This is a genomic window from Cylindrospermum sp. FACHB-282 (genome assembly GCF_014697195.1).
In the GTDB taxonomy this organism is placed as follows: Bacteria; Cyanobacteriota; Cyanobacteriia; order Cyanobacteriales; family Nostocaceae; genus Cylindrospermum.
This window is the reverse complement of sequence record NZ_JACJRJ010000002.1, coordinates 119,361-143,903: the sequence shown is the minus strand read 5'-3', so window position 1 is coordinate 143,903 and position 24,543 is coordinate 119,361. Positions and strand designations below refer to the sequence as shown.

Annotated in this window: 24 protein-coding genes, 1 tRNA gene, 2 pseudogenes and 1 riboswitch; of the genes and pseudogenes, 17 read left to right on the top strand and 10 right to left on the bottom strand. The window is 42.5% G+C overall.

Going from position 1 to position 24,543, the window contains the following annotated elements; translation table 11 throughout:
• Positions 1-162: 162 nt before the first annotated feature.
• Entirely contained in the window at positions 163-798 is a 636-nt protein-coding gene (locus H6G32_RS01755; protein WP_190453832.1) for a pseudouridine synthase, read from the bottom strand.
• A gap of 233 nt (positions 799-1,031) precedes the next feature.
• Here H6G32_RS01755 and H6G32_RS26995 point away from each other — a divergent pair, with 233 nt between their 5' ends.
• From H6G32_RS26995 to H6G32_RS01730, 4 genes are all read left to right on the top strand, one after another.
• Positions 1,032-1,154 (top strand): hypothetical protein, encoded by a 123-nt coding sequence (locus H6G32_RS26995; protein ID WP_255502379.1) that lies wholly within the window; start codon positions 1,032-1,034, stop codon positions 1,152-1,154.
• A gap of 128 nt (positions 1,155-1,282) precedes the next feature.
• Entirely contained in the window at positions 1,283-2,239 is a 957-nt protein-coding gene (locus H6G32_RS01740; RefSeq protein ID WP_190453829.1) for a hypothetical protein, read from the top strand.
• A gap of 194 nt (positions 2,240-2,433) precedes the next feature.
• Positions 2,434-2,530: riboswitch (TPP riboswitch) on the top strand.
• A gap of 7 nt (positions 2,531-2,537) precedes the next feature.
• Positions 2,538-3,911, top strand: a complete 1,374-nt coding sequence (gene thiC / locus H6G32_RS01735; protein WP_190453826.1) for a phosphomethylpyrimidine synthase — start codon at positions 2,538-2,540, stop codon at positions 3,909-3,911.
• A gap of 84 nt (positions 3,912-3,995) precedes the next feature.
• Positions 3,996-4,175, top strand: a complete 180-nt coding sequence (locus tag H6G32_RS01730) for a PCP reductase family protein (protein ID WP_190453823.1) — start codon at positions 3,996-3,998, stop codon at positions 4,173-4,175.
• A gap of 71 nt (positions 4,176-4,246) precedes the next feature.
• On the opposite strand, the pseudogene H6G32_RS01725 reads toward H6G32_RS01730, so the two are convergent.
• Positions 4,247-4,324 (bottom strand): annotated as a pseudogene (locus tag H6G32_RS01725) (DUF433 domain-containing protein); the annotation flags it as partial.
• 36 nt (positions 4,325-4,360) lie between these two features.
• Here H6G32_RS01725 and H6G32_RS01720 point away from each other — a divergent pair.
• From H6G32_RS01720 to H6G32_RS01700, 4 genes and pseudogenes are all read left to right on the top strand, one after another.
• Positions 4,361-5,500, top strand: a complete 1,140-nt coding sequence (locus tag H6G32_RS01720; protein WP_190453821.1) for an XRE family transcriptional regulator — start codon at positions 4,361-4,363, stop codon at positions 5,498-5,500.
• The gene (locus H6G32_RS01715; protein ID WP_190453819.1) at positions 5,490-6,104 is read left to right on the top strand and encodes a hypothetical protein; all 615 of its coding nucleotides are present in this window, start codon (positions 5,490-5,492) and stop codon (positions 6,102-6,104) included. The genes H6G32_RS01720 and H6G32_RS01715 overlap by 11 nt, the downstream gene beginning before the upstream one ends.
• Positions 6,105-6,206: 102 nt before the next feature.
• Positions 6,207-6,533 (top strand): hypothetical protein, encoded by a 327-nt coding sequence (locus H6G32_RS01710; RefSeq protein WP_242046464.1) that lies wholly within the window; start codon positions 6,207-6,209, stop codon positions 6,531-6,533.
• Between the two features lie 18 nt (positions 6,534-6,551).
• Positions 6,552-7,454, top strand: a pseudogene (locus H6G32_RS01700) (hypothetical protein).
• 156 nt (positions 7,455-7,610) lie between these two features.
• On the opposite strand, the gene pyrE reads toward H6G32_RS01700, so the two are convergent.
• Positions 7,611-8,228 carry an orotate phosphoribosyltransferase gene (gene pyrE, locus H6G32_RS01695; RefSeq protein ID WP_190453817.1) on the bottom strand — a complete coding sequence of 206 codons (618 nt, stop codon included), beginning with the start codon at positions 8,226-8,228 and terminating at the stop codon, positions 7,611-7,613.
• Positions 8,229-8,329: 101 nt separating this feature from the next.
• Here pyrE and H6G32_RS01690 point away from each other — a divergent pair, with 101 nt between their 5' ends.
• On the top strand, positions 8,330-8,764 hold the full coding sequence (locus H6G32_RS01690) for a hypothetical protein (RefSeq protein WP_190453813.1): 435 nt from the start codon (positions 8,330-8,332) through the stop codon (positions 8,762-8,764).
• 237 nt (positions 8,765-9,001) lie between these two features.
• On the opposite strand, the gene H6G32_RS01685 is transcribed toward H6G32_RS01690, so the two are convergent.
• Positions 9,002-9,074, bottom strand: a tRNA-Met gene (locus tag H6G32_RS01685).
• A gap of 295 nt (positions 9,075-9,369) precedes the next feature.
• Here H6G32_RS01685 and H6G32_RS01680 point away from each other — a divergent pair.
• Both H6G32_RS01680 and H6G32_RS01675 read left to right on the top strand, forming a co-directional pair.
• Entirely contained in the window at positions 9,370-10,062 is a 693-nt protein-coding gene (locus H6G32_RS01680) for a hypothetical protein (protein WP_190453810.1), read from the top strand.
• A gap of 106 nt (positions 10,063-10,168) precedes the next feature.
• Positions 10,169-11,515, top strand: a complete 1,347-nt coding sequence (locus H6G32_RS01675; RefSeq protein WP_190454018.1) for a hemolysin family protein — start codon at positions 10,169-10,171, stop codon at positions 11,513-11,515.
• Between the two features lie 30 nt (positions 11,516-11,545).
• On the opposite strand, the gene queC is transcribed toward H6G32_RS01675, so the two are convergent.
• Positions 11,546-12,220 carry a 7-cyano-7-deazaguanine synthase QueC gene (queC, locus tag H6G32_RS01670; protein ID WP_190453807.1) on the bottom strand — a complete coding sequence of 225 codons (675 nt, stop codon included), beginning with the start codon at positions 12,218-12,220 and terminating at the stop codon, positions 11,546-11,548.
• 514 nt (positions 12,221-12,734) lie between these two features.
• Between queC and H6G32_RS01665 the strand changes: the two genes are divergently transcribed.
• From H6G32_RS01665 to H6G32_RS01650, 4 genes are all read left to right on the top strand, one after another.
• Positions 12,735-13,817, top strand: coding sequence for a Gfo/Idh/MocA family oxidoreductase (locus tag H6G32_RS01665; protein WP_190453804.1), 1,083 nt, complete (start codon positions 12,735-12,737; stop codon positions 13,815-13,817).
• Between the two features lie 187 nt (positions 13,818-14,004).
• A complete protein-coding gene (locus H6G32_RS01660) occupies positions 14,005-14,619 on the top strand; it encodes a DedA family protein (protein WP_190453802.1) in 615 nt (204 codons plus the stop codon).
• Between the two features lie 299 nt (positions 14,620-14,918).
• On the top strand, positions 14,919-16,064 hold the full coding sequence (locus H6G32_RS01655; protein WP_190453799.1) for a ParM/StbA family protein: 1,146 nt from the start codon (positions 14,919-14,921) through the stop codon (positions 16,062-16,064).
• Positions 16,065-16,072: 8 nt separating this feature from the next.
• On the top strand, positions 16,073-16,564 hold the full coding sequence (locus H6G32_RS01650) for a plasmid segregation centromere-binding protein ParR (RefSeq protein ID WP_190453796.1): 492 nt from the start codon (positions 16,073-16,075) through the stop codon (positions 16,562-16,564).
• Between the two features lie 101 nt (positions 16,565-16,665).
• Here H6G32_RS01650 and H6G32_RS01645 read toward each other — a convergent pair whose 3' ends face one another.
• From H6G32_RS01645 to H6G32_RS01630, 4 genes are all read right to left on the bottom strand, one after another.
• Complete coding sequence (locus H6G32_RS01645) at positions 16,666-17,247, bottom strand: CPBP family intramembrane glutamic endopeptidase (RefSeq protein ID WP_190453795.1); 582 nt, start codon at positions 17,245-17,247, stop codon at positions 16,666-16,668.
• 52 nt (positions 17,248-17,299) lie between these two features.
• Positions 17,300-18,355, bottom strand: coding sequence for a DUF3326 domain-containing protein (locus tag H6G32_RS01640; protein ID WP_190454015.1), 1,056 nt, complete (start codon positions 18,353-18,355; stop codon positions 17,300-17,302).
• A 51-nt stretch (positions 18,356-18,406) separates the two neighbouring features.
• The gene (locus H6G32_RS01635) at positions 18,407-18,589 is read right to left on the bottom strand and encodes a hypothetical protein (protein ID WP_190453792.1); all 183 of its coding nucleotides are present in this window, start codon (positions 18,587-18,589) and stop codon (positions 18,407-18,409) included.
• A gap of 295 nt (positions 18,590-18,884) precedes the next feature.
• A complete protein-coding gene (locus H6G32_RS01630) occupies positions 18,885-19,205 on the bottom strand; it encodes a 2Fe-2S iron-sulfur cluster-binding protein (protein WP_190453789.1) in 321 nt (106 codons plus the stop codon).
• Positions 19,206-19,477: 272 nt separating this feature from the next.
• Here H6G32_RS01630 and acnB point away from each other — a divergent pair, with 272 nt between their 5' ends.
• Positions 19,478-22,138, top strand: coding sequence for a bifunctional aconitate hydratase 2/2-methylisocitrate dehydratase (acnB, locus tag H6G32_RS01625; RefSeq protein ID WP_190453786.1), 2,661 nt, complete (start codon positions 19,478-19,480; stop codon positions 22,136-22,138).
• 499 nt (positions 22,139-22,637) lie between these two features.
• Here acnB and queA read toward each other — a convergent pair whose 3' ends face one another.
• Positions 22,638-23,798, bottom strand: a complete 1,161-nt coding sequence (gene queA / locus H6G32_RS01620) for a tRNA preQ1(34) S-adenosylmethionine ribosyltransferase-isomerase QueA (protein ID WP_190453783.1) — start codon at positions 23,796-23,798, stop codon at positions 22,638-22,640.
• 246 nt (positions 23,799-24,044) lie between these two features.
• Between queA and H6G32_RS01615 the strand changes: the two genes are divergently transcribed.
• On the top strand, positions 24,045-24,440 hold the full coding sequence (locus H6G32_RS01615; protein ID WP_190453780.1) for a hypothetical protein: 396 nt from the start codon (positions 24,045-24,047) through the stop codon (positions 24,438-24,440).
• Positions 24,441-24,543 lie beyond the last annotated feature (103 nt).

Here is a 24,543-nt window from a genome sequence, read left to right as displayed (position 1 = left end):
GTAGACCTACAAGAAATTGTGGTTTCACCAGGGAATTTTGGTGGCCGTACTAATTGTGACGCATATTAGTTGAATAAAGTCAGATATCAGTAAGCCAATTGTTCACCAAATAGAAGAGTAGGCGAGAGAATGCTTAGTAAGCAGTTGGCGCTGTTAGCTGTTCTAGACTGACTGAATCGCCCGCCGAGGGGCGATAGATTCAGAACTACTATGCAACAATGTGATTTCTGAGGCGGTGAGGTCGCGCCACTCACCAGGTTGTAGACTATCTAATTGAAGATGGGCTATGCTCACTCTGACCAATCGCAAAGTTGGAAACCCAACAGCCGCAGTCATTCGCCTCACTTGACGATTTTTGCCCTCTGTTAAAGTCAGTTCTAGCCAAGCTGTGGGAATATTTTTGCGAAATCTAATCGGTGGGGTGCGTTGGCATAGCCCAACACAGGCATCGCCTACAGGCATTTCTTCTAACAATAGTCTAACTTGGGCTGGTCGAGTGCGGTAATCTTGAACTTCCACACCTGTTTGCAACTTGTTTATCGCTGCGGCATCGGGAATACGCTCCACCTGCACCCAGTAGGTACGTTTGTGGCCAAAGCGAGGATTAGACAGGCGATGCTGCAATTGTCCATCGTTTGTTAACAATAATAAGCCTTCGCTGTCCCAGTCTAAACGCCCCACAGGATAGATATCGGGAATCTGGATGTAGTCTTTCAGGGTGCTGTGTTTGGGAGTTTCCTGGGTAAACTGGCTGAGAACTCCATAAGGTTTATGAAAAATAATATATCGATTGGTCATTAGTCATTGGTCATTAGGTTGGGGCTTATATGGCAGAATTACGGCACAGTTTGGACATTAATAAGAATAATCATTTAGTTATAAGTCAATTATGTCAATTTCCAATGTCATTGTCGTCTATGATGCCAAGAATCCTGCGCCTACTTACCTGCAACAGTCGTGGGTAAAGTTTCAAAAAGGCGATCGCCCCACAGCACCATAATACTTAAAATATTCCCAATATTCCGTGTAATTTGTTGTTACATAGTGGTGAAAAAACGCAGCAATTAGCATCTCAGTTAGAACAGCAACAGCAAAAAGCTGCACGTTTGGCGGAAAGGTTGCGTCAGCTAGGGGTTAACCCGGATGAGGTTTGATTTAAGAGGGTTAGGGATGCGATCGCAATTATTATCAACTTTTCGGGTATCAGTGGGCAATGCCTACTTACAAAAATAAATATGTTACTTTATGTGGGTGTAATCCACGTTAATTGAACGGTTTCATTATGAAAGAAGCTCGCCATATAAAAACTGGTAAAATTGTTCGTGCATCTGAGGCAGATTATGAAAATTTTTATGGTATTTACCAGTGTCCATATTGCAAATCAGTACTGCGTTTAACAAAACCACATACTCGTGATGGAAAAACAATAAATGCCGCTTTTGTTCACCTTGAATTTGAAACAGAAGAGCAAAGGAATTGTCCAGAGAGAATTTCTATAGATTTTGGTGATCAAAAGTCAGTTAAAAATTCCCCTGAATCTAAAGGCCAATTCCATAGAAAATTGAAAAAGAATTTCTTGAAATGTCTAAAGAGAAAAAGTAAAGATGGTTTAATTGAATATTACAAATATCACAAAATAAGTTCTGAAGAAACCTTAAAATACATAGATTTATTAATCAATTTAAGCAGTAAAATAGTTGGAGTGCCTCAAAATGGTAGGTATATTCTAGATTTAGAATATTCAGGCAGGATTCAAAAAATATTTACCGATAAAGCACATAACAAATATTCTAACAAAATCAACTTATCTCCTTCTGATTCCATATACAGAAGTCTATTCATAATTTGTACGAATCTAGATATTAAGTCGGCACCAGAAAAAAGCAATAGTTTGATTTGGGGAATAGAATTTTTAATTAATGAAGCAGATGATGATTTTAGAAAAAAAGCATTGAATTACATTTTCGGTAAATATGTTTTTAATGGTGAAATAGAGAAAACAATAAAAATAGATGTAGCTGGTCAAGTTTTAGGTATACAACACAGCTTACTATTGCAAGTTGAAAAGGTTTTATCGGATAAAAAACTAACTAATTCATTTTTTTCATATATGTACAGCAAAGAAGATTTAAATAGCAATACTGTACTTTTTGAAGAAGTTAAGTTGTTTCATAAGGAAATATTTAATTTTATTGAAAATTACCTTGTTGATTTCGATTGGAATTGTCTCTTAAATTAACCATTCATTCCTGGAGAATTAGGCTAATACTCTTGAGATTAATACTTAAAAACTATTGCAAACCACCTGTCCTTACTAATATTTGAATCTCCCACAACTCCTTTTGCGCTCTTCTTTGCGCCTTTGCGCCTTTGCGTGAGACAAAAAATATTGTTAACGCCTTCCCCCCTGATTTAACGGAAATGGTAGAATTTACACCATGCTAGGGGTGCCTGAAAAACCAGGCTGAGATCACACCCTTAACACCTGAGTCTGGGTAATACCAGCGGAGGGAAGCTGTTTATTTGAGGAATTCAATATGCGTACAGAATGGATCAACAAGCGACGTGGACACAGCAACGTTTCGCAAATGCACTATGCTCGTCAGGGTGTAATTACCGAAGAAATGCACTACGTCGCCCAGCGGGAAAACCTTCCAGCGGATCTCATTCGTGATGAAGTGGCCCGGGGGCGGATGATTATCCCTGCCAATATTAATCACACTAACTTAGAACCAATGGCGATCGGCATCGCCTCCAAATGTAAAGTTAACGCCAACATCGGCGCATCCCCCAACTCTTCCAACCTTCAGGAAGAAGTTGATAAACTGAACCTAGCAGTAAAATACGGCGCTGATACCGTCATGGACTTGTCCACCGGTGGCGGTAATTTAGATGAAATTCGCACCGCCATTATTAAAGCTTCACCCGTACCCATTGGTACAGTACCAGTTTACCAAGCTTTAGAAAGCGTCCACGGCACAATTGAAAATCTTACCGCCGATGACTTTCTCCACATCATCGAAAAACACGCCCAGCAAGGTGTAGACTATCAAACCATCCACGCGGGGATTTTGATTGAACACTTACCATTAGTCAGAAACCGCCTTACAGGTATTGTCTCTCGTGGTGGCGGAATTTTGGCGCGGTGGATGTTGCATCACCATAAACAAAACCCTTTATACACCCACTACAACGACATCATTGAGATTTTCAAAAGATATGATGTTTCCTTCAGTTTAGGCGACTCCCTACGCCCAGGATGTACCCATGATGCCTCAGACGAAGCCCAATTAGCCGAACTCAAAACCCTCGGAAAGCTCACCCGCAAAGCTTGGGAACATGATGTACAAGTCATGGTAGAAGGCCCCGGACACGTACCAATGGATCAAATTGAGTTCAACGTCCGCAAGCAAATGGAAGAGTGTTCTGAAGCGCCTTTCTATGTTCTCGGCCCCTTGGTGACAGATATCGCCCCCGGTTATGACCATATTACCTCAGCGATTGGAGCCGCAATGGCTGGATGGTATGGTACAGCGATGTTGTGTTATGTCACACCTAAAGAACATTTAGGTTTACCCAACGCTGAAGATGTGCGAAATGGGTTAATTGCTTACAAAATAGCAGCTCATGCGGCGGATATTGCTAGACATCGCCCTGGTGCTAGAGATAGAGATGATGAACTTTCAAGAGCTAGATATAACTTCGACTGGAATCGTCAATTTGAGTTATCTTTAGACCCAGAAAGAGCAAAGGAATATCACGACGAAACTTTACCAGCAGACATCTATAAAACAGCTGAGTTTTGTTCGATGTGCGGGCCGAAATTCTGCCCAATGCAAACTAAGGTTGATGCTGATGCGTTGACTGAACTTGAGAAGTTTTTGGCGAAAGAACCTGTAGCACAAGGTTAATTACTGAACCATAAGATCCCCGACTTCTTCAAGAAGTCGGGGATCTGAAAAATCTCTAATATCAAAATTAAACCCTAAAAATCAATGAGTGAACCAATTAAATGGACTGCTGAAGCCGAAGCTAAACTCAAAGACATTCCTTTTTTCGTCCGTCCTTTTGCCCGCAAAAAAATTGAAGCCTATGCTCAAGAGAATAGTATATCTGTAATCACTCTCGAAATTTATGACCAAGCTAAACAACTATTTAACAAAAAATTTAACTAATATATCTACCTAAATCTTTATGCTGTCAAACGCACAAAATTAGTGCGTCGTGCAGCAAACACAAAACAAGCTTAGATATCTTCTAGTTCTAAATCAGGAAAGTCTTCTAAAACTTCGCTAACGCTGACATTTTCCGCTAACCTTTCCAAGGTTCAAGCTACAGAATCACGCAAATAGCAAACCTTATGACATTTGATCTTGCCCTATTTAGTTCAAAATTAAAAAAATACAGGGAGCAGTTTGAAAATTCACTTGATGAAGTTTCAGTATCAACTGGTATTTCAGTACAATTGTTGGCTTCTCTTGAAAACGGAGAGAGAAAACCGACAGGCGATGAAGTTTTAATATTGGCAGATTACTATAAATGTGATTACCAGTTCTTTATATCAAATGAAAAACTAGCACCTTTTGAACAAACTGAAACTTTATTTAGAAGGCATGGTGATCAGTTCTCAAAACAAGACCGTTGGGCTGTTCAAGAGTTTCTTTTTCTATGCGAGTGCGAGGAGTTTTTACTAAGTCGACTTCCCAGGAGAGACTACAAAGCATTTACTTTTATAAAGAAAGGAAACTACTTCATAGGTCATGGAGAAGAAGCAGCAAAAAAACTGCGACAGCATTTAGGTTATTCTTTTAATGAAGTAAGCAGTAATATTTATGATGACTTTCGCCGTTTAGGGTTTCATATTTTCCGCCGCGAATTAGGCAACTCAAATATTTCTGGCTTATATATTAGACATCCTGTAGCTGGTAAGTGTGTGCTAGTTAACTACAGTGAAGATGTGTATAGACAAAGATTTACTGCTGCACATGAGTCGGCTCATGCAATTTTAGACGAAGAAAAAGATTTTGTTGTTTCTCTGGAGTCAGACAAAAAAAGTCTTATTGAAATCAGAGCAAATACATTTGCATCTCGTTATCTGATGCCTCCAGAGTCCCTCAGCAATATTCCAGATTCTAGAAATTGGACTTCTGCTAAGGCTATTCAGTGGGCAAATAGACTTAAGGTTAGCACAGAAGCCTTAGCTTATGCATTAAAGAATGCTAATTTGATATCTGATGAAGCACAAGTAAAATCAGTCAGAGTACCATCATATATGAAAATTGATCCAGAACTACCCGAAGATTTATCAATAGGATCTAGACAGCGTAAAGAGGGATTACTAAAAAGAGGCCTATCAAGTTTTTACGTAGGACTATGCTTTGATGCTTATTATCAAAAATTTATATCAGCAGGTAGATTAGCAGAAATGCTTTTAGTTGATGATCATGAATTAAACAATATTGCAACTATTTATGGGCAAATACTCAAATATGGCGATTAATCCATCTGAATTTCATAAACTCAATGTTCTTGATTCATGTGCTATTGATAATATTTTGTCATCACAACTCCTTTACGTAGCTGCTCAATCCGCAGGATGCCATTTCTGTTGTACTAGCTTTGTATATTATGAGTGTTTGTATAACCCAAGAAAAAATCCTACACCAGAAGCAATTGAACTACAAAGTATTTTCCGAAAAGTAACTGAAGATGGAAAAATTAAGAACTACAATCTAGAACTTGAAGACTTACAAGAAGTTCTGATTCTTGAAAAACGAAAACAAATAGGAAAGGGAGAGTTAGCTTCCATTGTATTTGCAAGGAAAACAAACCAAGCTTTCTTAACAGATGATCAAGGTGCTAGGAAACTCGCTAGTGAAGTTATGAATACTAGACTAGTACAAACTACTCCTCACTTATTAGGTTGGTTGTTTTTTGCAAATTTTTTGGGTGATAGTGATTTACAACCAATTATTAATGAGCATGAAAAAAAGTATAATCGGAAATTAGCAAAATACTTTACCGAAATGTATCTTAGAGCTTTAGATTACAGATCGAAAATGTATCTAAACGTGGAAGTAGCAAATGATAACGAAGTAAAGTGACAAATCAGTGCTGGTGCGATCGCTTGTGGTGAAGAGTGCGATCGCGTTGAGATAAAATAGAATAAGCTAAGTATTTTCTCTTCCTGTCAAAACGAGGTACAGATGACAGATTTAGAACTACATCAAAAGATTGAACAACAGATATCCCAACTACCACCAGAACAGCTTTCCTTCGTTAGTGATTTTCTTGACTCTATTCAGGCTAAAAGCACCGTAAATCAACCCCCATTGCGTCGCATATCCCCAGTTAAGCGAGGTAACAAAGCAGGTGATTTGCTACGTTATGCTGGAACTTGGCATGGTGATGATCTTGAAGATTGTCTGCGTTTAGTTATTGAACCCATTCGTCCCGGTTCTCTCCTTTCTCTATTGACTACACTGGTCGACATTACAGACGATTTTCCTAGTGTGGATGAAGGACTACTGTAACATCTTATTCTTACTTAAATGACCCGTCAATCTCATGACCAATTTGCCAAAGAATATCTAGAGGAATTATTAGCACCTCTAGGAACGATCAAAAAGAGCGAAAAAGTTAAAAGTGAAGTCCAAGAAATCGATGTTTGGTTTGAACCATTTTCTCCTCAACCAAAAGACAATCTACCTTTAGGTTTATTAGGAAAGATAGCAACAACTCAGTGTTTGCTTGAGCCTTTTCGCAACCCACCATCTGAAGTAGAAATTCGCAGTTGTCTACTCAAGCTATATGCTGTTCATGGCGATGTATTAAGGAAATCTAAACGGAAAAACAGAAATATTTCTGAAGCCGAATTACCCATTTTATGGATTTTAAAACCAACATTTTTATCTCGAATGATTCAAGGATTAGGCGGAACAGAGGCTGATTAAGAAGATTGGTTTAAAGGGGTTTATTTTCTCCCGAATATTTTCAAAACAGCAATAGTTGCCATTCATCAGTTACCAGTAAATGAAGATACCTTATGGTTGAGAGTATTGGGGAAAGGAGGAACGCAGAAAAGAGCCGTAGAGGAGTTAACTGAACTGCCAGAACAGAACCCTTTTAGAAATAATTTGTTAGAAATTTTAGCCGACTGGCGCAATAATTTAGAGTTGAGAGATAATTTAAGTAGGGAAGAACAGGAAGTGATTATGAACCTATCACCAGCTTATTTACAACAACGGGAAGAGTGGAAGCAAGAAGGAAAGCAAGAAGGGCAACTTTCGATGATAGCTTGTCTTCTGGAAGGGAGATTTGGCACTCTAGATTCCGAATTATCTAGTTTGGTTGAAAAGATTGCCCAAATTCCGCTCTCCGAACGCACTCAGATACTTCTTTCTTTGGCGAATTTGTCTCGTGAGGAATTGTTAGAAAGATTGAGAAAAGATTAAAACTAGGAGATATTTGTTAGGATATTTTTTGGCAGTTAGCGCAAATTTAAGAGCCTTGTTAACGCAGAGAGACGCTGAGGGAAACGCAGAGTGTCCCAGAGTATTTCTTGGCGTTCCTCTGCGCTAACCATTGCGTTCCTCTGCGTTAAAAAAAACTCAATTTATCTGCCGATATCTTTCTTGAATCTCTGTAATCGAAAACAAAGTCTGAAACCGTAATCCAGAAGCCTGGTATAATTCTGCTCCACCTTGCAGCCTGTCTATCAGGGAAATCACTTCACTGACACTATAACCTGCGTCCCGCAAACGTTCAACGGCTTTTAAAGCAGATTGCCCAGTGGTGACAACATCTTCCAAAACCACTACTTTTGCACCTTCTGGCAAACTGGGGCCTTCAATGTAAGCCTTTGTTCCATGTCCCTTGGCTTCTTTGCGAATAATCAGCGCGGGAATTGGTCGGTTTTCATAGACAGAAACTACACTCACTGCTGTCACCATTGGATCAGCCCCCAGTGTTAAACCTGCTACAGCCTGGGTATCTTCAGGTAATAGGGAAAACAGCAACCGCCCCACAGCTAAAGCCCCTTGGGGGTGGAGTGTGACCTGTTTGCCATTGATGTAGTATGAACTGCGTTGTCCAGAAGAAAGGACAAAATCGCCCTCTTTATAAGCAAGTTGGCAAAATAAATCTAGTAAATTGTGGCGTAGGGTAGTTAAATCAGCAGTACCTGCCCAAATGTTAGATTGGCTCAGAATTTCAGTAGAATAAGTCATTACAAGACATTCAAAGTTGTGCTACACCAAAAGATGAACTCAACGGAGTTCTGAAATTAAGCATAAGTTAAGATTCGCCCAAAAACTGAGGAGTGATCAACATGGGTATAAAATTTAAACCTCTGAGTGGTTTATTGGTGCTGTTAGCTGCTAGTATTGCGTTTCCGTCAGTGGCATCTGCCGAGATGGAAACAGCAAATACTCCCACGCTGAATGATACATTTGAGAAAGCTTATTTTCGCCATGATCGTAATTTCTACGAAAATCAAAACCCCAAGCGTCAACTAGGCACGATATTTGGAATTGGTTCGGGTTTGCAAAACTCCTACCCAGAAAATGAAATCCCCCGAGATGGTGAGTTGGTTAACATTCTTTATCGCGATGTTCTTGCCCAGCAATCCATCAACGATCCATATCTTCGCACCCCAGACTTACCGAATCCTTACGATTCTTCCCTGCTGATGTCTCCACGTTACAATGGCAATCAGCTCAAAGTCGGCACTGAATTCCGCTTTGAAACTGTACAATCTCGTTAAAAGTTTTGAGTGCTGAGTCCTGAGTAGCAAGACTAGGAAATAAGTATGTGGTACAATTTTATACCATCTTCCCTGGTTCTGCGCCACCTAAAACGAGGGCTAGCTTGAGCTGATTACTCAAGACTCAGGACTTAGGACTAAGTATTTTAATGCTTATAATAATGATGTAGTCTGGCATTATCCAAACAATGATTGGGAGTTCAATGATGCATGCATTGCTGATTTTTAACTATCTAGTGCGCCCTGCCGGAATCGAACCAGCCTGAAAACGAATTATGAGTTCGCCGCCTCCCCAATCGGCCAAGGGCGCTTATTGTTTTTGATTTTGGGTTCTCTTAAGTCAACTAATGGAACTGGAAAAAACCCTTTAGTTATCCCAATCTGGCAACTTGAGCCTGAGTAAGCTGTTTAACACGCTTGGATAACCATCCGATTATAGCATGAGTTCATAGCCTGTGACTAATTAAAAATAGTTAACCAGATTTTTATGCCTATATTTTAATGAAATATTGCGACTAATATTGATTAAGCTCCTTTAAGGATTGAAGTCACCCGCTTCAATACTTTTAAATAGATTATCATGCTTCTGTAATAGCTTGTCAGCGATGAAAATAAATTCCACTATACTTCTAACGTTAATTTTGTTAACCCTGATGTTGGGAGCAGGTTCTGTGAGTGCGTTGTTGGGATTTAATATGGGGAGTTCAGCACTCAAAGGTGTTACTACACCAGATGGTCGTCCCACAACCAAATTTACCAGCAGTAAGACAGCTAACGCTCAACAGGGAGGGGTAGAGCTATTAAAAGAGGAGGATATCCTCAAAATTGTCAAGTCACGGATCAACGATAAGGCTAAGTCCGCTAAATCAGAAAAGGTAGCGGAAGACGAAGAAGAGATCAAGCCTAAGGCCAAAGAAAAGCCCCAGGAAGTAGTTGAAGAAAAACCCTTACCGGGATTTCCGGTTGCTGCTGAGAATGAGGGTGTGCTTTTGTCTGTGCAATCTGCTCGCTACTCTGGCGGTGATTTAATCCTAAAAGTGAAAATGCAGAACAAAGGGGCTGATTCTGTGCGCTTTCTGTATAGTTTTTTAGATGTCACAGACGAAAAAGGACGAACGCTGAGTGCTATTACAGAGGGTTTGCCCGCAGAATTGCCTGCCAATGGCCCGACATTTTCAGGTACAGTGAGCATTCCCACGGCTTTACTTGATGATGTGAAAAAGATATCTTTAGCGCTGACGGATTATCCCGCTCAAAAACTGAAGTTACAGGTTTCGGATATTCCTGTAGAAAGGTAGGAGGACAAGAAAGGGATTGGATTTTTGCTGTCCAATCCAAAATTCGTTCAGGTGAGGCATTTGTTAGCATTTTGGGAGCGGCGTGAGTTTTACACGAGCTTTGGCAGTGAGTAGTTTTCCTAGCTTAAGTTGGTCAGACGTGGGGCTGCGATTGTTGTCAGTGCTACTGCTGATTGCTATTAATGCCTTTTTTGTGACGGCAGAGTTCTCAATGGTGACAGTGCGGCGATCGCGCATCCACCAGCTGGTTCAGGCTGGGGACATTCCAGCGATCGCCGTTGAGATGTTACAACGCAGTATTGACAGGTTGCTATCTACAACCCAGTTAGGCATTACTCTGTCTAGTTTGGCACTGGGGTGGATTGGAGAAAGTACGATTGTCGTATTGGTGAATGCTTGGTTGAAGTCATGGCCTTTACCAATGAAAATGACTAACTTCCTAGCTCATTCTCTATCAATCCCAACCGCCTTTTTTTTAATTGCCTATCTGCAAATTGTTTTAGGGGAACTCTGCCCCAAATCAGTAGCAATGTCTTATTCAGAGCATCTGGCGCGGTTTTTGGGGCCTTCAGTTAAAGCGATCGTCCGTTTTTTCAGCCCTTTCATCTGGATTCTCAATCAATCAACCCGCTGCTTATTGCGACTATTTGGCATAGAATACACAGGTCAAAGCTGGAGACCACCAGTAACTCCAGAAGAATTACAACTGATTATCTCTACAGAACGAGAGTCTACTGGATTACAGCTTTCAGAGCGGGAACTGCTGAATAATATTTTTGAGTTTGGAGATGTAACAGCCCAAGATGTGATGATTCCCCGTACCAGCATTGTTGCTTTATCACAAGACGCCACCTTCCAGACATTACTCCAGGAAATGACATCAACTCGTCACTCGCGCTATCCCCTCATTGGTGAATCTTTAGACGACATTCGCGGCATTGTTTACTTTAAAGATTTGGCAAAACCCTTAGCCGTAGGCAAGCTGACCTTAGAGACACAGATCCAACCTTGGATGCGTCCCCCCCAGTTTGTCCCGGAAAACACGCCCTTGAGTGAACTATTGCCGATGATGCAGCAAGAAAAACCAGCTATGGTTATGGTAGTCAATGAATTTGGCGGCATCGTTGGGCTGGTAACCATCCAAGATGTGATTGCCGAAATCATTGGCGATGCCAGCGAACCAGACAGCAGCGATGACCTACTAATCCAGATGGTAGACAAGCAGATATTTTTGGTGCAGGCCCAGATCAACCTAGAAGAACTAAATCAAGTCTTGCATCTCAATTTACCTTTGATGAGGGAATACCAAACGCTGGGAGGCTTTTTGCTCTACCAGTTGCAAAAAATTCCGGCTAAAGGCGAAACATTTTGCTATCAAAATATCGAATTCACCGTGGTGTCAGTCATCGGGCCAAGGCTACACCAGATTCAACTCCGCAGAATTAGTCATTAGTCATTAGTCATTGGTCATTAGTAAAAACAACTACCGATTACCAACTGGGTCTTTTAATCCCAACTCGGCAAAAGCTGCTAGCCGCAAGCGGCAAGAATCACAGACGCCACAAGGGATATCACCACCGTCATAGCAAGACCAAGTTAGCTCCCAAGGAACTCCTAATTGGTTGCCAAGTTGGATAATTTCAGTTTTTTTCAAATTAATTAGGGGTGCAACAATGCTGATTGGTTGTCCCTCACGTCCTTGCTTGGTTCCTAAGCGAAAGACTTCCTGCATCGCCTGGAGATAGTCGGGACGACAATCAGGATATCCAGAGTAATCTAGGGCGTTGACGCCGATATAGACACGTTCAGCGGCGATGGTTTCGGCGTATCCCAGAGCAAAACTTAAAAAAATAGTATTGCGGGCCGGGACATAGGTGACAGGAATTTTTTCAGACATTTCATCTAAGGAACGCTCTTGAGGTAAGGCGATCGCATCGTCTGTAAGTGCTGAACCACCCCATTGCCGTAAGTTAAAGTTAACCACCTGATGTTTTACCACTCCAGTGGCTTGAGCGACAAGGAGGGCTGACTGTAACTCTCGCCTGTGCCGCTGTTGATAATCAAAGGAAATGGTATGACACTCACAACCATCTGCCTTCGCTTGATATAGAACTGTGGAAGAGTCTAATCCCCCAGACAATAGAATTACACCTTTCATAAAACCTCGTGGTAAGGTCGAAACCTAAATTGTGGAAAAATTATTTAACTATCGGATTTCATTAAAGTTATCCAAAAATTAGTCAGGTTTTTCCCAAGGGACGGAAATTCCTCAGAAAATCTGGTTGAAGATCATACTCTCCGTGTTAGCTGTTCAATTTTTTGTGCTTTTTCGACAAAAATAGTGATCAATTTTCAATGGGGACAATCGGTTATTGATCCCAGTAATTAATTGCCTAACTGCTATCTGGGAATTTTCACTTAGTCCTTACGGAGTTTTTAGTGTCAATAAAAGAACAAATGGTTTTGTGTCCGGTGAGCAAAAAATAGCTCAATTTAGAAGTTTTGATCCAAAGGACAGCCCGATTACGGGAACTGATTACAAACTTTGAAATTCTTCATAAATAGAACCACTATGTTACCATCTGGATGGTTTTAGACGGATCGCATTTGGCATTTAAGTATAAAGTCCAACGACCGTAGCGTCTCTAAATTTGGTGGTTGAGGAGATAATAGTGCAAGATAGCATGTCAGTGGCAGAACCAAATTCATATACACAGCGTAACCAGCCACGACCAATCCGCATAGGCGTGATTGGAGTGGGGAACATGGGGCAACATCATGCCCGCGTACTGAGTTCAATGAAAGATGTTGAACTGGTAGGCGTTTCAGATATTAACGTTGAGTGTGGGTTGGAAACCGCCAGCAAATATAAAGTACGTTTTTTTGAAGATTACTGCGACCTACTACCCCATGTAGAAGCAGTTTGTATTGCTGTACCCACCCGGCTGCATTATGCAGTGGGGATTAACTGCCTTTTAGCCGGAATTCATGTTTTGATTGAAAAACCGATTGCGGCCAGTATTTCTGAGGCAGAATCTTTAGTAAATGCGGCAGCTGAGTCTCAATGTATTCTGCAAGTAGGCCACATTGAGCGCTTCAATCCGGCATTTAGGGAACTAAGCCAAGTGCTGAAAACGGAGGAAGTACTGGCCCTAGAAGCTCACCGTATGAGTCCTTATTCGGCTCGCGCGAATGATGTCTCGGTGGTGCTAGATTTAATGATCCACGATATTGACCTACTTATAGAATTAGCCGCCTCCCCAGTGGTGAAGTTGACCGCTAGCGGTACTCGTTCCCTAGACTCTGGTTATTTAGATTACGTGACTGCCACTTTAGGCTTTGCCAATGGCATTGTGGCTACTTTGACGGCCAGCAAAGTGACTCACCGCAAAATTCGCCGCATTGTTGCCCATTGTAAAAACTCATTTACTGAGGCAGATTTCCTCAAAAATGAAATTTTAATTCATCGGCAAACGGCTGCCAACCCTATCACAGACCATCGGCAAGTGCTTTACAGGCAAGATGGTTTAATTGAGAAAGTCTATACCAGTAACATTCAACCCCTGAGCGCAGAGTTAGAACATTTTGTTAACTGCGTACACGGTGGTAATCAACCTTCAGTTGGTGGTGAACAAGCTCTTAAAGCTCTCAGATTGGCAAGTTTAATTGAGCAGATGGCGCTGGAAGATCGAGTTTGGAATCCACTAGACTGGCAATCAGAACAGAGAATGCAATCATTATCCCCAACGGTCTAGAAAAGAACCCAATCAGGCAAAAGTTGAAAATTCTTTTGCCTTTTAACTTTTGACTAAAGATGGGTCTGGAGAATTCGGCCCCCACTGGGGATTAAGGGTAATGGGCACTGGAAAGAAAAAACGTCATTATTCCCAATCCCAAGTCTAAAATTTAAAGTCTAATAATTCAAAATCCAAAATAGAATCAATGCTTGAGTGGATAACTAATACAATCAACTCCCTAGGCTATTGGGGAATTGCTCTGCTGATGTTCTTGGAAAACCTCTTTCCCCCCATCCCTTCAGAATTGATTATGCCACTAGCAGGATTCACAGCTAGGGCAACACCAAACAATCTCAATATCATTGGTGTATTTTTTGCCGGACTTTTGGGTTCTGTAGTGGGTGCACTTGTCTGGTACTATCCTGGTAAGTTTTTGGGAGAACAGCGCTTGAAAACTTTGGCTGACAAGTATGGCAAGTGGCTGACTGTATCCAGTAAAGATATCACTAAGGCCAAACACTGGTTTGACTCTCAAGGTAACAAAGCTGTGTTAATTGGTCGCCTTGTGCCGGGAGTCCGCACCTTAATTTCTGTTCCGGCGGGCATTAGCAATATGCCCTTGCTACCGTTCTTGTTTTACACAACCCTGGGTAGTGCGGCTTGGGTGGGTTTATTAACATTCTCAGGATATTTGTTGGGAAGTCAGTATTCACTTGTAGATAAGTACATTACTGTTGTATCCAAAGTTGTTTTGGGGAGCATAGTTCTGGTATTTGTTGTTTGGGTACTCAAGCGCCAGCGCCAAGGCAATAGGAGATGAAATACCGTCGCTTTTGATGGGATATCAGGGGTTACATCTGTGAAATATTCGCCTACACTATGCCAAAATAATGCGAAATGCCCGTTGGCGATCGCGAACAGTGTGGCCGAGGAAAGCCTACCATAAGTCCTGCAGACAGGCTAGGCCAACCCACAGCGTCTCGTAGAGAAAGTATCGCCTCAAGTAAATTTTGGCGTATTTCTAGCTACACTTGACGCAACCTATAATTTCTCGTAGCTTGCATTTTTGTAAGATGAGCATGATAACTTTTTACAGTTAAGTTAACACTAGGAGCTTTCATGACAGACCAACCTACCGCTGCAACCCCCATGAATGCCGCATCTATACCAATGAATAGAGTGTCGGCTTCCACCCCCATGAATACTGCGGTTAACAAGCCAAACAACGTTCCCAGCGGGAAAATCATTCTCAGTGTTGATTTAGGCCGAACTTCCACAAAGACCTGTGTCAGCCGTGAACCGAACAACGTAGCGTTTGTACCTGCTAACGTCAAGCAAATGTCTATAGAACAGGTTCGTGGGGGCGTTTTTGAATCCCGCGCTACTGACCCTTTAATGGATCTGTGGCTGGAGTACCAAGGTAGTGGCTACGCTGTTGGTCAGTTGGCAGCTGACTTTGGCGCGAATTTAGGAGTCGGCCAATCTAAGGTAGAGGATGCACTGGTAAAGGTTTTGGCAAGTGCTGGTTACTTCAAACTCAAAGACGAAATCTCTGTTGTACTGGGATTGCCTTTCCTTTCTTTAGAGCAATTTGAAAAAGAAAAAGCACAGTTGACCAGCTTGGTAACTGGGCCCCATGTGTTGAATTTCCGAGGCGAATCTTTGTCCTTGAACATCACTAAGGTTTGGGTAATGCCAGAAGGCTACGGCAGTCTTCTATGGTCTGAAGCTCAACCTAATAAGGGAGCTACAGTTCCCGATTTTACGAAAATATCGGTGGCAATTGTCGATATTGGCCATCAAACCATTGATTTTTTGATGGTGGATAACTTCCGTTTTGCCCGAGGAGCTTCTAAGAGTGAGGAATTCGGGATGAACAAATTTTATGAAATGGTAGCCGCTGAAATTGAGGGAGCCGATAGTCAATCTCTAGCGCTGATTTCTGCTGTCAACAAACCTAAAGGCGAACGTTTTTACCGTCCCAAAGGCGCTAGCAAGCCCGCTAATTTAGACGATTTTCTTCCTAATCTCATTGAAATGTTTTCTCGTGATATTTGTAGCCGTGTGTTAGCCTGGTTACCAGAGCGCGTCACTGATGTAATTCTTACTGGCGGGGGTGGTGAGTTCTTCTGGGAAGATGTTCAACGCCTACTGAAGGAAGCCAAGATCAATGCTTATTTGGCTGCACCATCGCGGCAGGCTAATGCTTTGGGGCAGTATATTTATGGAGAGGCGCAATTATCCGCTGTTCGGGCTGCTAGGTAATAAAACTGATGTTCCAATGGTCAAAAAAGGTAGTTAAATCCGTTACTTTCAATCCAGAGATTGCTGATGAAAGCTTGTTGGCCCAAGTGGAAAGCCATTTGGAGACACAGCCTGATAAGACTTTCAGCGACCTCTGTAAAGAGTCCTTGTGGCAAGCTTTATGTGTACCGGGATCTGTACGACCTAGTCTGAATACAGCAGCAATCTCTTCGATTGAACAACAAATCGGTGAGCTGCAACGTCAATTGGCTGGACTTGAGGAACGTTTTTTTGCTAAGGAATCTAATCGTTTGGAAGTAATGGAAAGCCAGCTGTTGCAACTTACTCAACAAGTGGCACAACTGGCTATCATGCTGAATGAGCGATCGCTTATTCATTCTCCGAACCCATCAGCACCAGCGCTAGAAGTAGTCAATAATCCTGTCTATATTCCTGCTCCACCTCCTCAAGAGGTTGACCCTGTAATCAGTCGCCTTAGTCAGTTTCTTGATGATTTTTAAGAACCAAGGAATTACCCACCCCTAGTTAGTTGAGGGGTGGGTTTCTACAATAACTTCAGTAAAATCCGCAAATCCGTTACGATTTTTTTATAGTTATTTTTTTATCCCCGTTGCATTTTCCAAAAATAGCTAGAAATTAAGTTCGTCAGTATGTGAGCGACAATAGGAACTAATAAATTGCCGCTTAATAGGGCGCTGTAACCCAGAATCATGCCAATGATAGTTGCCCAAATCACATAAGGCCATTGTTCGGAACCGCTGAGATGCAAGATGCCAAAGCAAAGACTTGATACGATCACAGCTACATGATCCATACCTAAAGCTGGCAGCATTACACCCCGAAATAATAATTCTTCACTCAACCCCGGTAGCAACCCTAGCCAAATTAAGTCGGGCATTGCTAAAGGACTGAGGACTACTTCTAGGTAATAATCTGCACTTTTACGGTAGGGAAAGGAAAAGCGATAAGCTAAACCACTCAAGGCGGTGATAAATAAACCCAATCCCACCCCCAAGAGTAAATCTTTTGCTTTCCAGCGCCAGGAAAAGAGGGAAAAGTCGCCAAAGTTTAACCACAGCTTGGCGACTATCCACAAAATGATTGCAGTCACTCCCATCGCCACAAGTACTTGGGTACGTGTCAGGTAGGGAATTTCTGGCTCTTGCTTTTGTTGTTCAACCACAGGAGTTTAGGGATAGGGGATAAAAAAATTCAAAATTCAAAATTAGGATTCTTCATTTTGAACCTTGAAGTTGAATAAAGGGACTAATGGCAGATGGATTGATGCCTGCTTTGTGTGCCACCAATATCCCTACTGCTTCTAAATATGAGTTTACCTCTATAGATTTGATCCCCAATGCTGGGGCAGAAACTTGAATGAGTGTTTTATTTTCTGCCACTGTAATTATTTGGCATTGCCTTTGGCTTAAACTCAGCAAGGCACCACTGCCACAAGCTGTTGCGGGTATGATGATGGCATCAACTTGATTTGCCCAGATATCTTCTTGTAAAGAATCAATTAATTCCCTCCCTACAATAAATTGTGGGGCGCGACTCAAGCCTACTAAGACGCTTGGTAAGAAAGTATAGCCCAATTCTTCGGCGGCGGAACGGGGAGATAAATCAGGATCTGGGGGTGCAGTGGCTAGGGCTGGAGAATGGGCGCAAGGTATTTGAAAGGTTCGCACTACTAAATGGCTAATTACTGCTTCTGCACCTGCTAAGGGATCTACACCTTTCCCATGGCGGTAGTTTTGTTCTGCCTGTTGATCAATATGATCAGGAAAACGAGCAACAATGGCGATCGCCTCTGCTCCCATCTTAATCAATTTCTCAGCCGCCCGTAATAAGCTGTCTGGGTTGCCAATTGTCCCCCAACTGGCTCCTGATGGGGAAATACGCAATTCAACGTTTAATGGTGCGTCAGTGATGACATGATCTGTAACAGTTAATCCTAAGGTGGCTCTAGCTGCATCTGCGGCTTGCAGGTGCCGCAGCCTTAACTCTGGCTCAATGCCTTGGTCTAAAAGCAAACCTACTCGGTTGCTGTGAACGGGACGCAAACCCCAGCATCCAGCGGCAAATTTGTCAAGTCCATAACCTTCAACGTAGAAAGTGTTGGGGAGGTTCCAGTACAGACTAGCACCGTTGAGGACATTGGGGTGAGTGATGAGGCGATCGCAAACTTGTGCTAGAACTTTAGCAACTGGTAATGCATCTCCAGCATAACCCCCAATCGCTGCTCCAATGCCAGTAGGAACAATTAAAATAGCAGTGTAAGGACGTTGCATCATCAAGTTGTTAGTTGTGAGTACTGATAATTACCCAGCACTCAACATTCATTAATCAGCACTGGCTGTAGTCACAACAGCTTCCACAGTAGCCTTTTGCTGTTCTTCATCTATAGAGGTAATTGCCCAACGTAGAGGTTCACCCTGTTTTTTCAACTCTGCCTCAATTGCTGTTTGTAACTCTGTGGGGGTTTCTTGAAGGTCGATTTCTGCGGTAATGAAATGGGTGGTCATAGGGGTAAATTCTGTTGTTTTGTAATTTCTAGAATACAGCTATCTGCTTAGGTTTGGGAATATTTCGTTAAACGAACCGCAGAGGAGGCAGAGGACGCAGAGAAATATGTAATTTATGAGGCTTGGTAATGAGTATTTAATCTAATCTTTTTTGCCCATTACCAATCACAAATCAGGATTAAAGGATGATAAGGATTAATCTTAATCATTCTCAAACAAATAAGGATGATGATTAAGATTAATCATTCTCAAATTAATCCTGTTAATCCTCTAATCCTCTAATCCTGATCTCAGGTTATTTGCCTTTACCAAATTGCAAATCATAAAGGATATCTTCCTTTTCTGTCTCTAGTTTCAAATCAGAAAGGGGTTTGGCGATACAAAGCAATACATAGCCTTGTTTTTGTAAATCTGGACTAACACCCATGCCATCAGTTTGATCTACAGTTCCCTCGCTAAGTTGACCGGCGCAAGTTGTGCAAACACCAGCACCGCAAGAAGTAGGTAAGTCCAAACCAGAAGATTGAGCAACTGATAAAATAGTTTCGTTTTCGGGCACTTGCAAAGTATGAATTGTGCCTTGGTGGTTAATTTCTACGGTGTAAGTTTTGGACATATACAAAAGTAGCAGGTGACAACGAACAAGTAAATTATTTTATCTGATAAATAGGTACAGAACAAACAAAGGAATTATTTTCAAATAGCTTTATCGACAAAAGTCGCTATACAGTGATAATTATAAGTCCTGGCCAGACAAAAAAATAAAGTAAGGAGGCTCACTTCCTGTTAATTCTCCCTGCAAAGACTGATGAGGTTGAATTTTCCTAAAACTGGGAAAGTGATTATAAATACTTAACGAGTGTTTGGCTAAATATCTTGGAGTGTAGAATGCTGGAATCATACCGTCAACACGTCGCCGAAAGGGCATCACTGGGAATTCCCCCTTTACCGCTAGATGCAAAGCAAACATCGCAATTATGCGAATTGCTGAAAAATCCACCGAAGGGTGAAGAAAAGATATTATTACATTTATTGCGCGATCGCATTCCCCCCGGTGTAGATGCAGCAGCTTACGTTAAAGCTGGGTTTCTTACCGCCATTGCTAAAGGAGAAGTTACCAGTCCCCTAGTTTCACCCATAGAAGCAGTAGAATTACTGGGGACAATGGTAGGTGGCTATAACGTGCAATCATTAATCGATTTGCTGCAACTCGTCACCGTATCTGTATCCGACTCTTCAGAAACACCACTAGTCATGGGGGGACAAGGAAAGGAACCGATAGCAGCTTATGCAGCCACCGCCTTAAGCAAAATCCTGTTGGTTTATGACGCCTACCATGATGTTTTGGAATTATCTAAAACCAACCCCTTAGCCAAGCAGGTAATTGACTCTTGGGCTGAAGCTGAGTGGTTCACCATTCGTCCCACATTACCCGAAGCTATCACAGTTACTGTTTTCAAAGTAAGAGGTGAAACCAACACCGACGACTTATCCCCCGCCCAAAGCGCCACCACCCGCCCAGATATTCCCTTACACGCCTTAGTGATGCTAGAGTCACGCCAACCGGGAAGCTTGGAAACCATAGTTGAGTTAAAGAAAAAAGGACATCCCGTCGCCTATGTGGGGGATGTAGTGGGTACAGGTTCCTCGCGGAAATCTGCCATTAACTCAGTATTGTGGCATTTGGGAAATGATATTCCTTTCGTGCCCAACAAACGCGCCGGGGGATATATTTTAGGAAGTGCGATCGCCCCAATTTTCTTCAACACAGCCGAAGATGCCGGTGCATTACCCATTCAATGCGATGTCACCAAACTAGAAACCGGCGATGTCATCACCATTCATCCCTACAAAGGCGAAATCACCAACGAAGCAGGAGAAGTCGTTTCCACCTTCACCCTCAAACCCGAAACCATCTTCGACGAAGTCCGCGCCGGGGGACGCATCCCTTTACTTATCGGCCGTACCCTCACCGACAAAACCCGCCAAGCATTAGGTTTACCACCCAGTACCGTCTTTATTCGTCCCCAAGCACCTGCTGATTCTGGAAAAGGCTACACCCTAGCACAGAAAATGGTAGGGAAAGCCTGCGGATTACCTGGTGTCCGTCCTGGTACATCTTGCGAACCCATCATGACCACTGTTGGTTCCCAAGATACCACAGGCCCCATGACCCGCGACGAACTAAAAGAACTCGCCTGTCTAGGTTTTAGTGCAGACTTGGTTATCCAAAGTTTCTGTCACACCGCTGCTTATCCCAAACCAGTAGACATCAAAACTCATCACGATTTACCCGACTTTTTCGCCTCCCGTGGCGGTGTCGCCTTGCGTCCTGGGGATGGAATTATTCACTCTTGGTTAAACCGGATGCTGCTACCCGACACCGTGGGAACAGGTGGCGACTCACACACCCGCTTCCCCTTGGGAATTTCCTTTCCCGCTGGTTCGGGGTTGGTAGCCTTTGCCGGTGCTTTGGGTGTGATGCCCTTGGATATGCCAGAATCGGTTTTGGTAAGATTCAAAGGAGAATTGCAACCCGGTGTCACCCTGCGGGATATCGTGAATGCTATTCCTTATGTAGCAATGCAAAAAGGTTTGCTGACAGTAGAGAAGCAGAATAAGAAAAATGTCTTCTCTGGCAAAATTTTGGAAATTGAAGGTTTGCCAGATTTAAAAGTGGAACAAGCTTTTGAATTGACAGATGCTTCGGCAGAACGTTCTTGCGCCGGCTGCACAATTAAGCTGAGTGAAGAGACAGTTGCTGAATATTTGCGTTCTAATATAGCGCTGTTAACAAATATGATAGCACGGGGCTATCACGATGAGCGTACCCTTCTCCGCCGCATAGCGAAAATGGAAGAATGGTTAGCAAATCCGGTGTTATTAGCAGGTGATGCCGATGCTGAGTATGCAGAAATAATTGAAATTGATTTGAATGAAATCAAGGAACCAATTGTAGCTGCTCCCAATGACCCTGATAATGTTAAATTATTATCGGAAGTTGCTAATGATCCTGTGCAAGAAGTATTTGTGGGTTCTTGCATGACAAATATCGGACATTATCGGGCAACTGCGAAGGTTTTGGAAGGTGCAGGTGAAGTGAAAACTCGCTTATGGATAGCACCACCAACCCGCATGGATGAACACCAATTAAAAGAGGAAGGTGTGTATAGCGTTTTTGGGGCTGCCGGTGCTAGAACAGAAATGCCCGGATGTAGTTTGTGCATGGGAAATCAGGCGCGAGTTGCTGATGGAACAACGGTGTTTTCTACCTCTACCCGCAACTTCAATAATCGCATGGGTAAAGATGCACGAGTCTATCTAGGTTCGGCTGAATTAGCAGCAGTTTGTGCATTGTTGGGACGCATTCCTACAGTGGAAGAATATTTGGAGATTGTGGCGAAGAAGATTCAACCTTTTGCTGATAATTTGTATCAGTATTTGAACTTTGATCAAATCGCCGGTTTTGAGGATGAAGGGCGGGTAATTCCGTTGGAGGAAATGCCGAGGCTTGAGGATATTTTGGGTATGCCTGCTGCGGTGAGATAGTTGGTCTACTAATAACCCAAGTTGCTAGTTAGGCGGCTGTAGTCCCTAAAATTGGTAACAGGTAATAGGTAATTGGGGTAGAGGAAAAACACTATTACCCATTACCTATTAGCCATTACCTATCCTAACTAGATAAATAGCAACTTATACTATAGGACTCATATTTGATTTTTGAAATACACGTAGGGTGTGTTATGCCATAGGCTAACGCACCAAAACCTTCGGTTGATGCGTTAGGTCAGCCGTAACACTTAGATTTTTTCAAAAATCAAATCCGATTGCTATAATACCAATTTGAAAAAAGAATGTGACAGATACAAGCCCGGAAACTCTATCAAATCAAGCTTTTTTAATTTTTAATTTTTAATTGGCATAAGTTCTCTGTTAAGTAGGTTGGCGTACATAATTCAAGGTTGGTAGTGAGGGCTGAAGCCCTGACTACGAGCAAATTTCAATATTTTTTACTTTGCTTAACATAGTTTGATTTCTTTTCGCCTACTTACTTAGCGGCTTCTGGCAAAATTAGCATGGCATCGCCGAAGGAATAGAAGCGATATTGAGAACCGATCGCCTCTCGATATAGATTCAATAATCTTTGTCTACCAATAAAAGCGCTTACCAGCATGAGCAAACTAGAACGCGGTAGGTGAAAATTAGTAATTAGACCATCCACCACCCGCCATTGATAGCCGGGATAAATAAACAAGTTTGTTTTGCCAACATAGGGTTGCAAATCTCCACATTGGGCCGCCCCTTCTAAAGCACGTACTGCGGTTGTCCCCACGGCAATAATCCGCCCCCCAGCGGCTTTGGTGGCGCGAATCTGCTCTACTGTAGCGGTGGGAACTTCAATCCATTCTTCATGCATTTGGTGGGTGGTGACATCTGCCACTTCTACAGGGCGAAAAGTGCCTACCCCAACGTGTAGAGTGACAAAAGCTTGATTAATTTGGCTCACGCCTAATTGTTGTAATAATTCTGGGGTAAAGTGTAACCCTGCCGTAGGCGCGGCGATCGCTCCTGGCGCTTTGGCGTACACTGTCTGATACTGTTCATCATCAGCTGCTGAGGCGGTGATGTAAGGTGGCAGAGGTACCTCCCCAAATCTGTCTAGCATTTGCACTACAGACATCTCCTCTGGCAGATCAAATTGCAATAGCCGTCCCCCAGTGGCTGCATCTGTTGCCAAAACCGTAGCCGTTAATTGAGTGCTGAGTGTTCCCTCTGCTTCCCCAGATACCCTAGGATCAAAAATAATTTTCGTTCCCAGTTTAAAGCGTTTTCCTGGCTTAACTAGGGCTAACCAGCAATTATGCTGCCGCTCCTCTAACAGTAACACCTCAAGTTGGGCACCAGTAGATTTATGACCATACAACCGCGCTGGAATAACTTTCGTATTATTCATGATCAGCAAATCCCCAGGTTGTAGTAGCTGGGGTAAATCTCGGAAAATGTGGTGTAATGGCGGTGAATGCTTGCCTGTACTAGGAGAATTCACCACCAGTAACCGCGAGCTATCTCTAGGAACTGCTGGATTTTGGGCAATGAGTGCGATCGGCAGTTCGTAGTCATACCCAGCTAAGGAACAATCTAATTTAACATTTTGCGCCTCTAGGCTAGATGTTTCGTTCAAGTTGGCTTGTGTTATTTGTTGCTCCATCTACATTTATACTGCCTTGTTTGCAAAACGGCTGAAAGCCTTTCTAGATCAATAAACTCACTTTAAAATATTAGTGGTCAATTTTATCCCTAGACTTTACGATTAATATTATTGAGTAACACAGAACTACCAAAATAAAATTGGGTAAAACTCCCCATATAAAAACGGGGGCTTTTACCCTACCGGGATCAAGGTTTTATTGACGAAGATAGAGAAGTAGGATTAGCGTTGATCCCCAGCACCAACATGGAATATTTGTATTACCTGGCAAATGCCAGTTTAACCCTGAGGGTTGTACAACATCTGCTACACAACAGTAGACTCGAAACACCTGTTTCCTTTCTCACCGTAATTCATCAAATTGATGGCTGGGTAGTGAGGATTAAATTTAACGGTCAAGTTTCATCGCAAGATGATGGGGATTTTCGGGCGTTTCTCAATGAGTTAGGAATTAGATACGAGCCACCAATGAGGGTGCAAATGGCCCTTTGGAGTTTGGAAGCAGGACAGTGTCCGGTAGATGTGATGCGTCGCTACCAAGTGGCGATCGTCTCTCATGGTAGTCCAGAGAGAGAGGAAATTGAGGCGTTCCGGCAACAGTTTGTCCGGGGATTGGGCTACTGTCCAGAAACACTGGCGTAATCCTAATGTGTGAGAAGGCTCTGACAATCAAAGTAGAGGAAGTTGGAAAGCCCCTGAGTATGTGGCCCCTCATAGTGACACATGCGGCCTTTGGACAGGGGAT

Bases quoted from the DNA above. Each gene is read 5' to 3' on its own strand.
- H6G32_RS01690 (WP_190453813.1), top strand. From the start codon at position 8,330: ATGGGTATAAAATTTAAACCTCTGAGTGGTTTATTGGTGCTGTTAGCT.
- acnB (WP_190453786.1), top strand. From the start codon at position 19,478: ATGCTGGAATCATACCGTCAACACGTCGCCGAAAGGGCATCACTGGGA.
- H6G32_RS01715 (WP_190453819.1), top strand. From the start codon at position 5,490: ATGGCGATTAATCCATCTGAATTTCATAAACTCAATGTTCTTGATTCA.
- queC (WP_190453807.1), bottom strand. From the start codon at position 12,220: ATGAAAGGTGTAATTCTATTGTCTGGGGGATTAGACTCTTCCACAGTT.
- queA (WP_190453783.1), bottom strand. From the start codon at position 23,798: ATGGAGCAACAAATAACACAAGCCAACTTGAACGAAACATCTAGCCTA.
- H6G32_RS01660 (WP_190453802.1), top strand. From the start codon at position 14,005: ATGCTTGAGTGGATAACTAATACAATCAACTCCCTAGGCTATTGGGGA.
- pyrE (WP_190453817.1), bottom strand. From the start codon at position 8,228: ATGACTTATTCTACTGAAATTCTGAGCCAATCTAACATTTGGGCAGGT.
- H6G32_RS01720 (WP_190453821.1), top strand. From the start codon at position 4,361: ATGACATTTGATCTTGCCCTATTTAGTTCAAAATTAAAAAAATACAGG.
- thiC (WP_190453826.1), top strand. From the start codon at position 2,538: ATGCGTACAGAATGGATCAACAAGCGACGTGGACACAGCAACGTTTCG.
- H6G32_RS01710 (WP_242046464.1), top strand. From the start codon at position 6,207: ATGACAGATTTAGAACTACATCAAAAGATTGAACAACAGATATCCCAA.
- H6G32_RS01680 (WP_190453810.1), top strand. From the start codon at position 9,370: ATGAAAATAAATTCCACTATACTTCTAACGTTAATTTTGTTAACCCTG.
- H6G32_RS01640 (WP_190454015.1), bottom strand. From the start codon at position 18,355: ATGCAACGTCCTTACACTGCTATTTTAATTGTTCCTACTGGCATTGGA.
- H6G32_RS01740 (WP_190453829.1), top strand. From the start codon at position 1,283: ATGAAAGAAGCTCGCCATATAAAAACTGGTAAAATTGTTCGTGCATCT.
- H6G32_RS01615 (WP_190453780.1), top strand. From the start codon at position 24,045: ATGGAATATTTGTATTACCTGGCAAATGCCAGTTTAACCCTGAGGGTT.
- H6G32_RS01655 (WP_190453799.1), top strand. From the start codon at position 14,919: ATGACAGACCAACCTACCGCTGCAACCCCCATGAATGCCGCATCTATA.
- H6G32_RS01630 (WP_190453789.1), bottom strand. From the start codon at position 19,205: ATGTCCAAAACTTACACCGTAGAAATTAACCACCAAGGCACAATTCAT.
- H6G32_RS01730 (WP_190453823.1), top strand. From the start codon at position 3,996: ATGAGTGAACCAATTAAATGGACTGCTGAAGCCGAAGCTAAACTCAAA.
- H6G32_RS01755 (WP_190453832.1), bottom strand. From the start codon at position 798: ATGACCAATCGATATATTATTTTTCATAAACCTTATGGAGTTCTCAGC.
- H6G32_RS01635 (WP_190453792.1), bottom strand. From the start codon at position 18,589: ATGACCACCCATTTCATTACCGCAGAAATCGACCTTCAAGAAACCCCC.
- H6G32_RS01650 (WP_190453796.1), top strand. From the start codon at position 16,073: ATGTTCCAATGGTCAAAAAAGGTAGTTAAATCCGTTACTTTCAATCCA.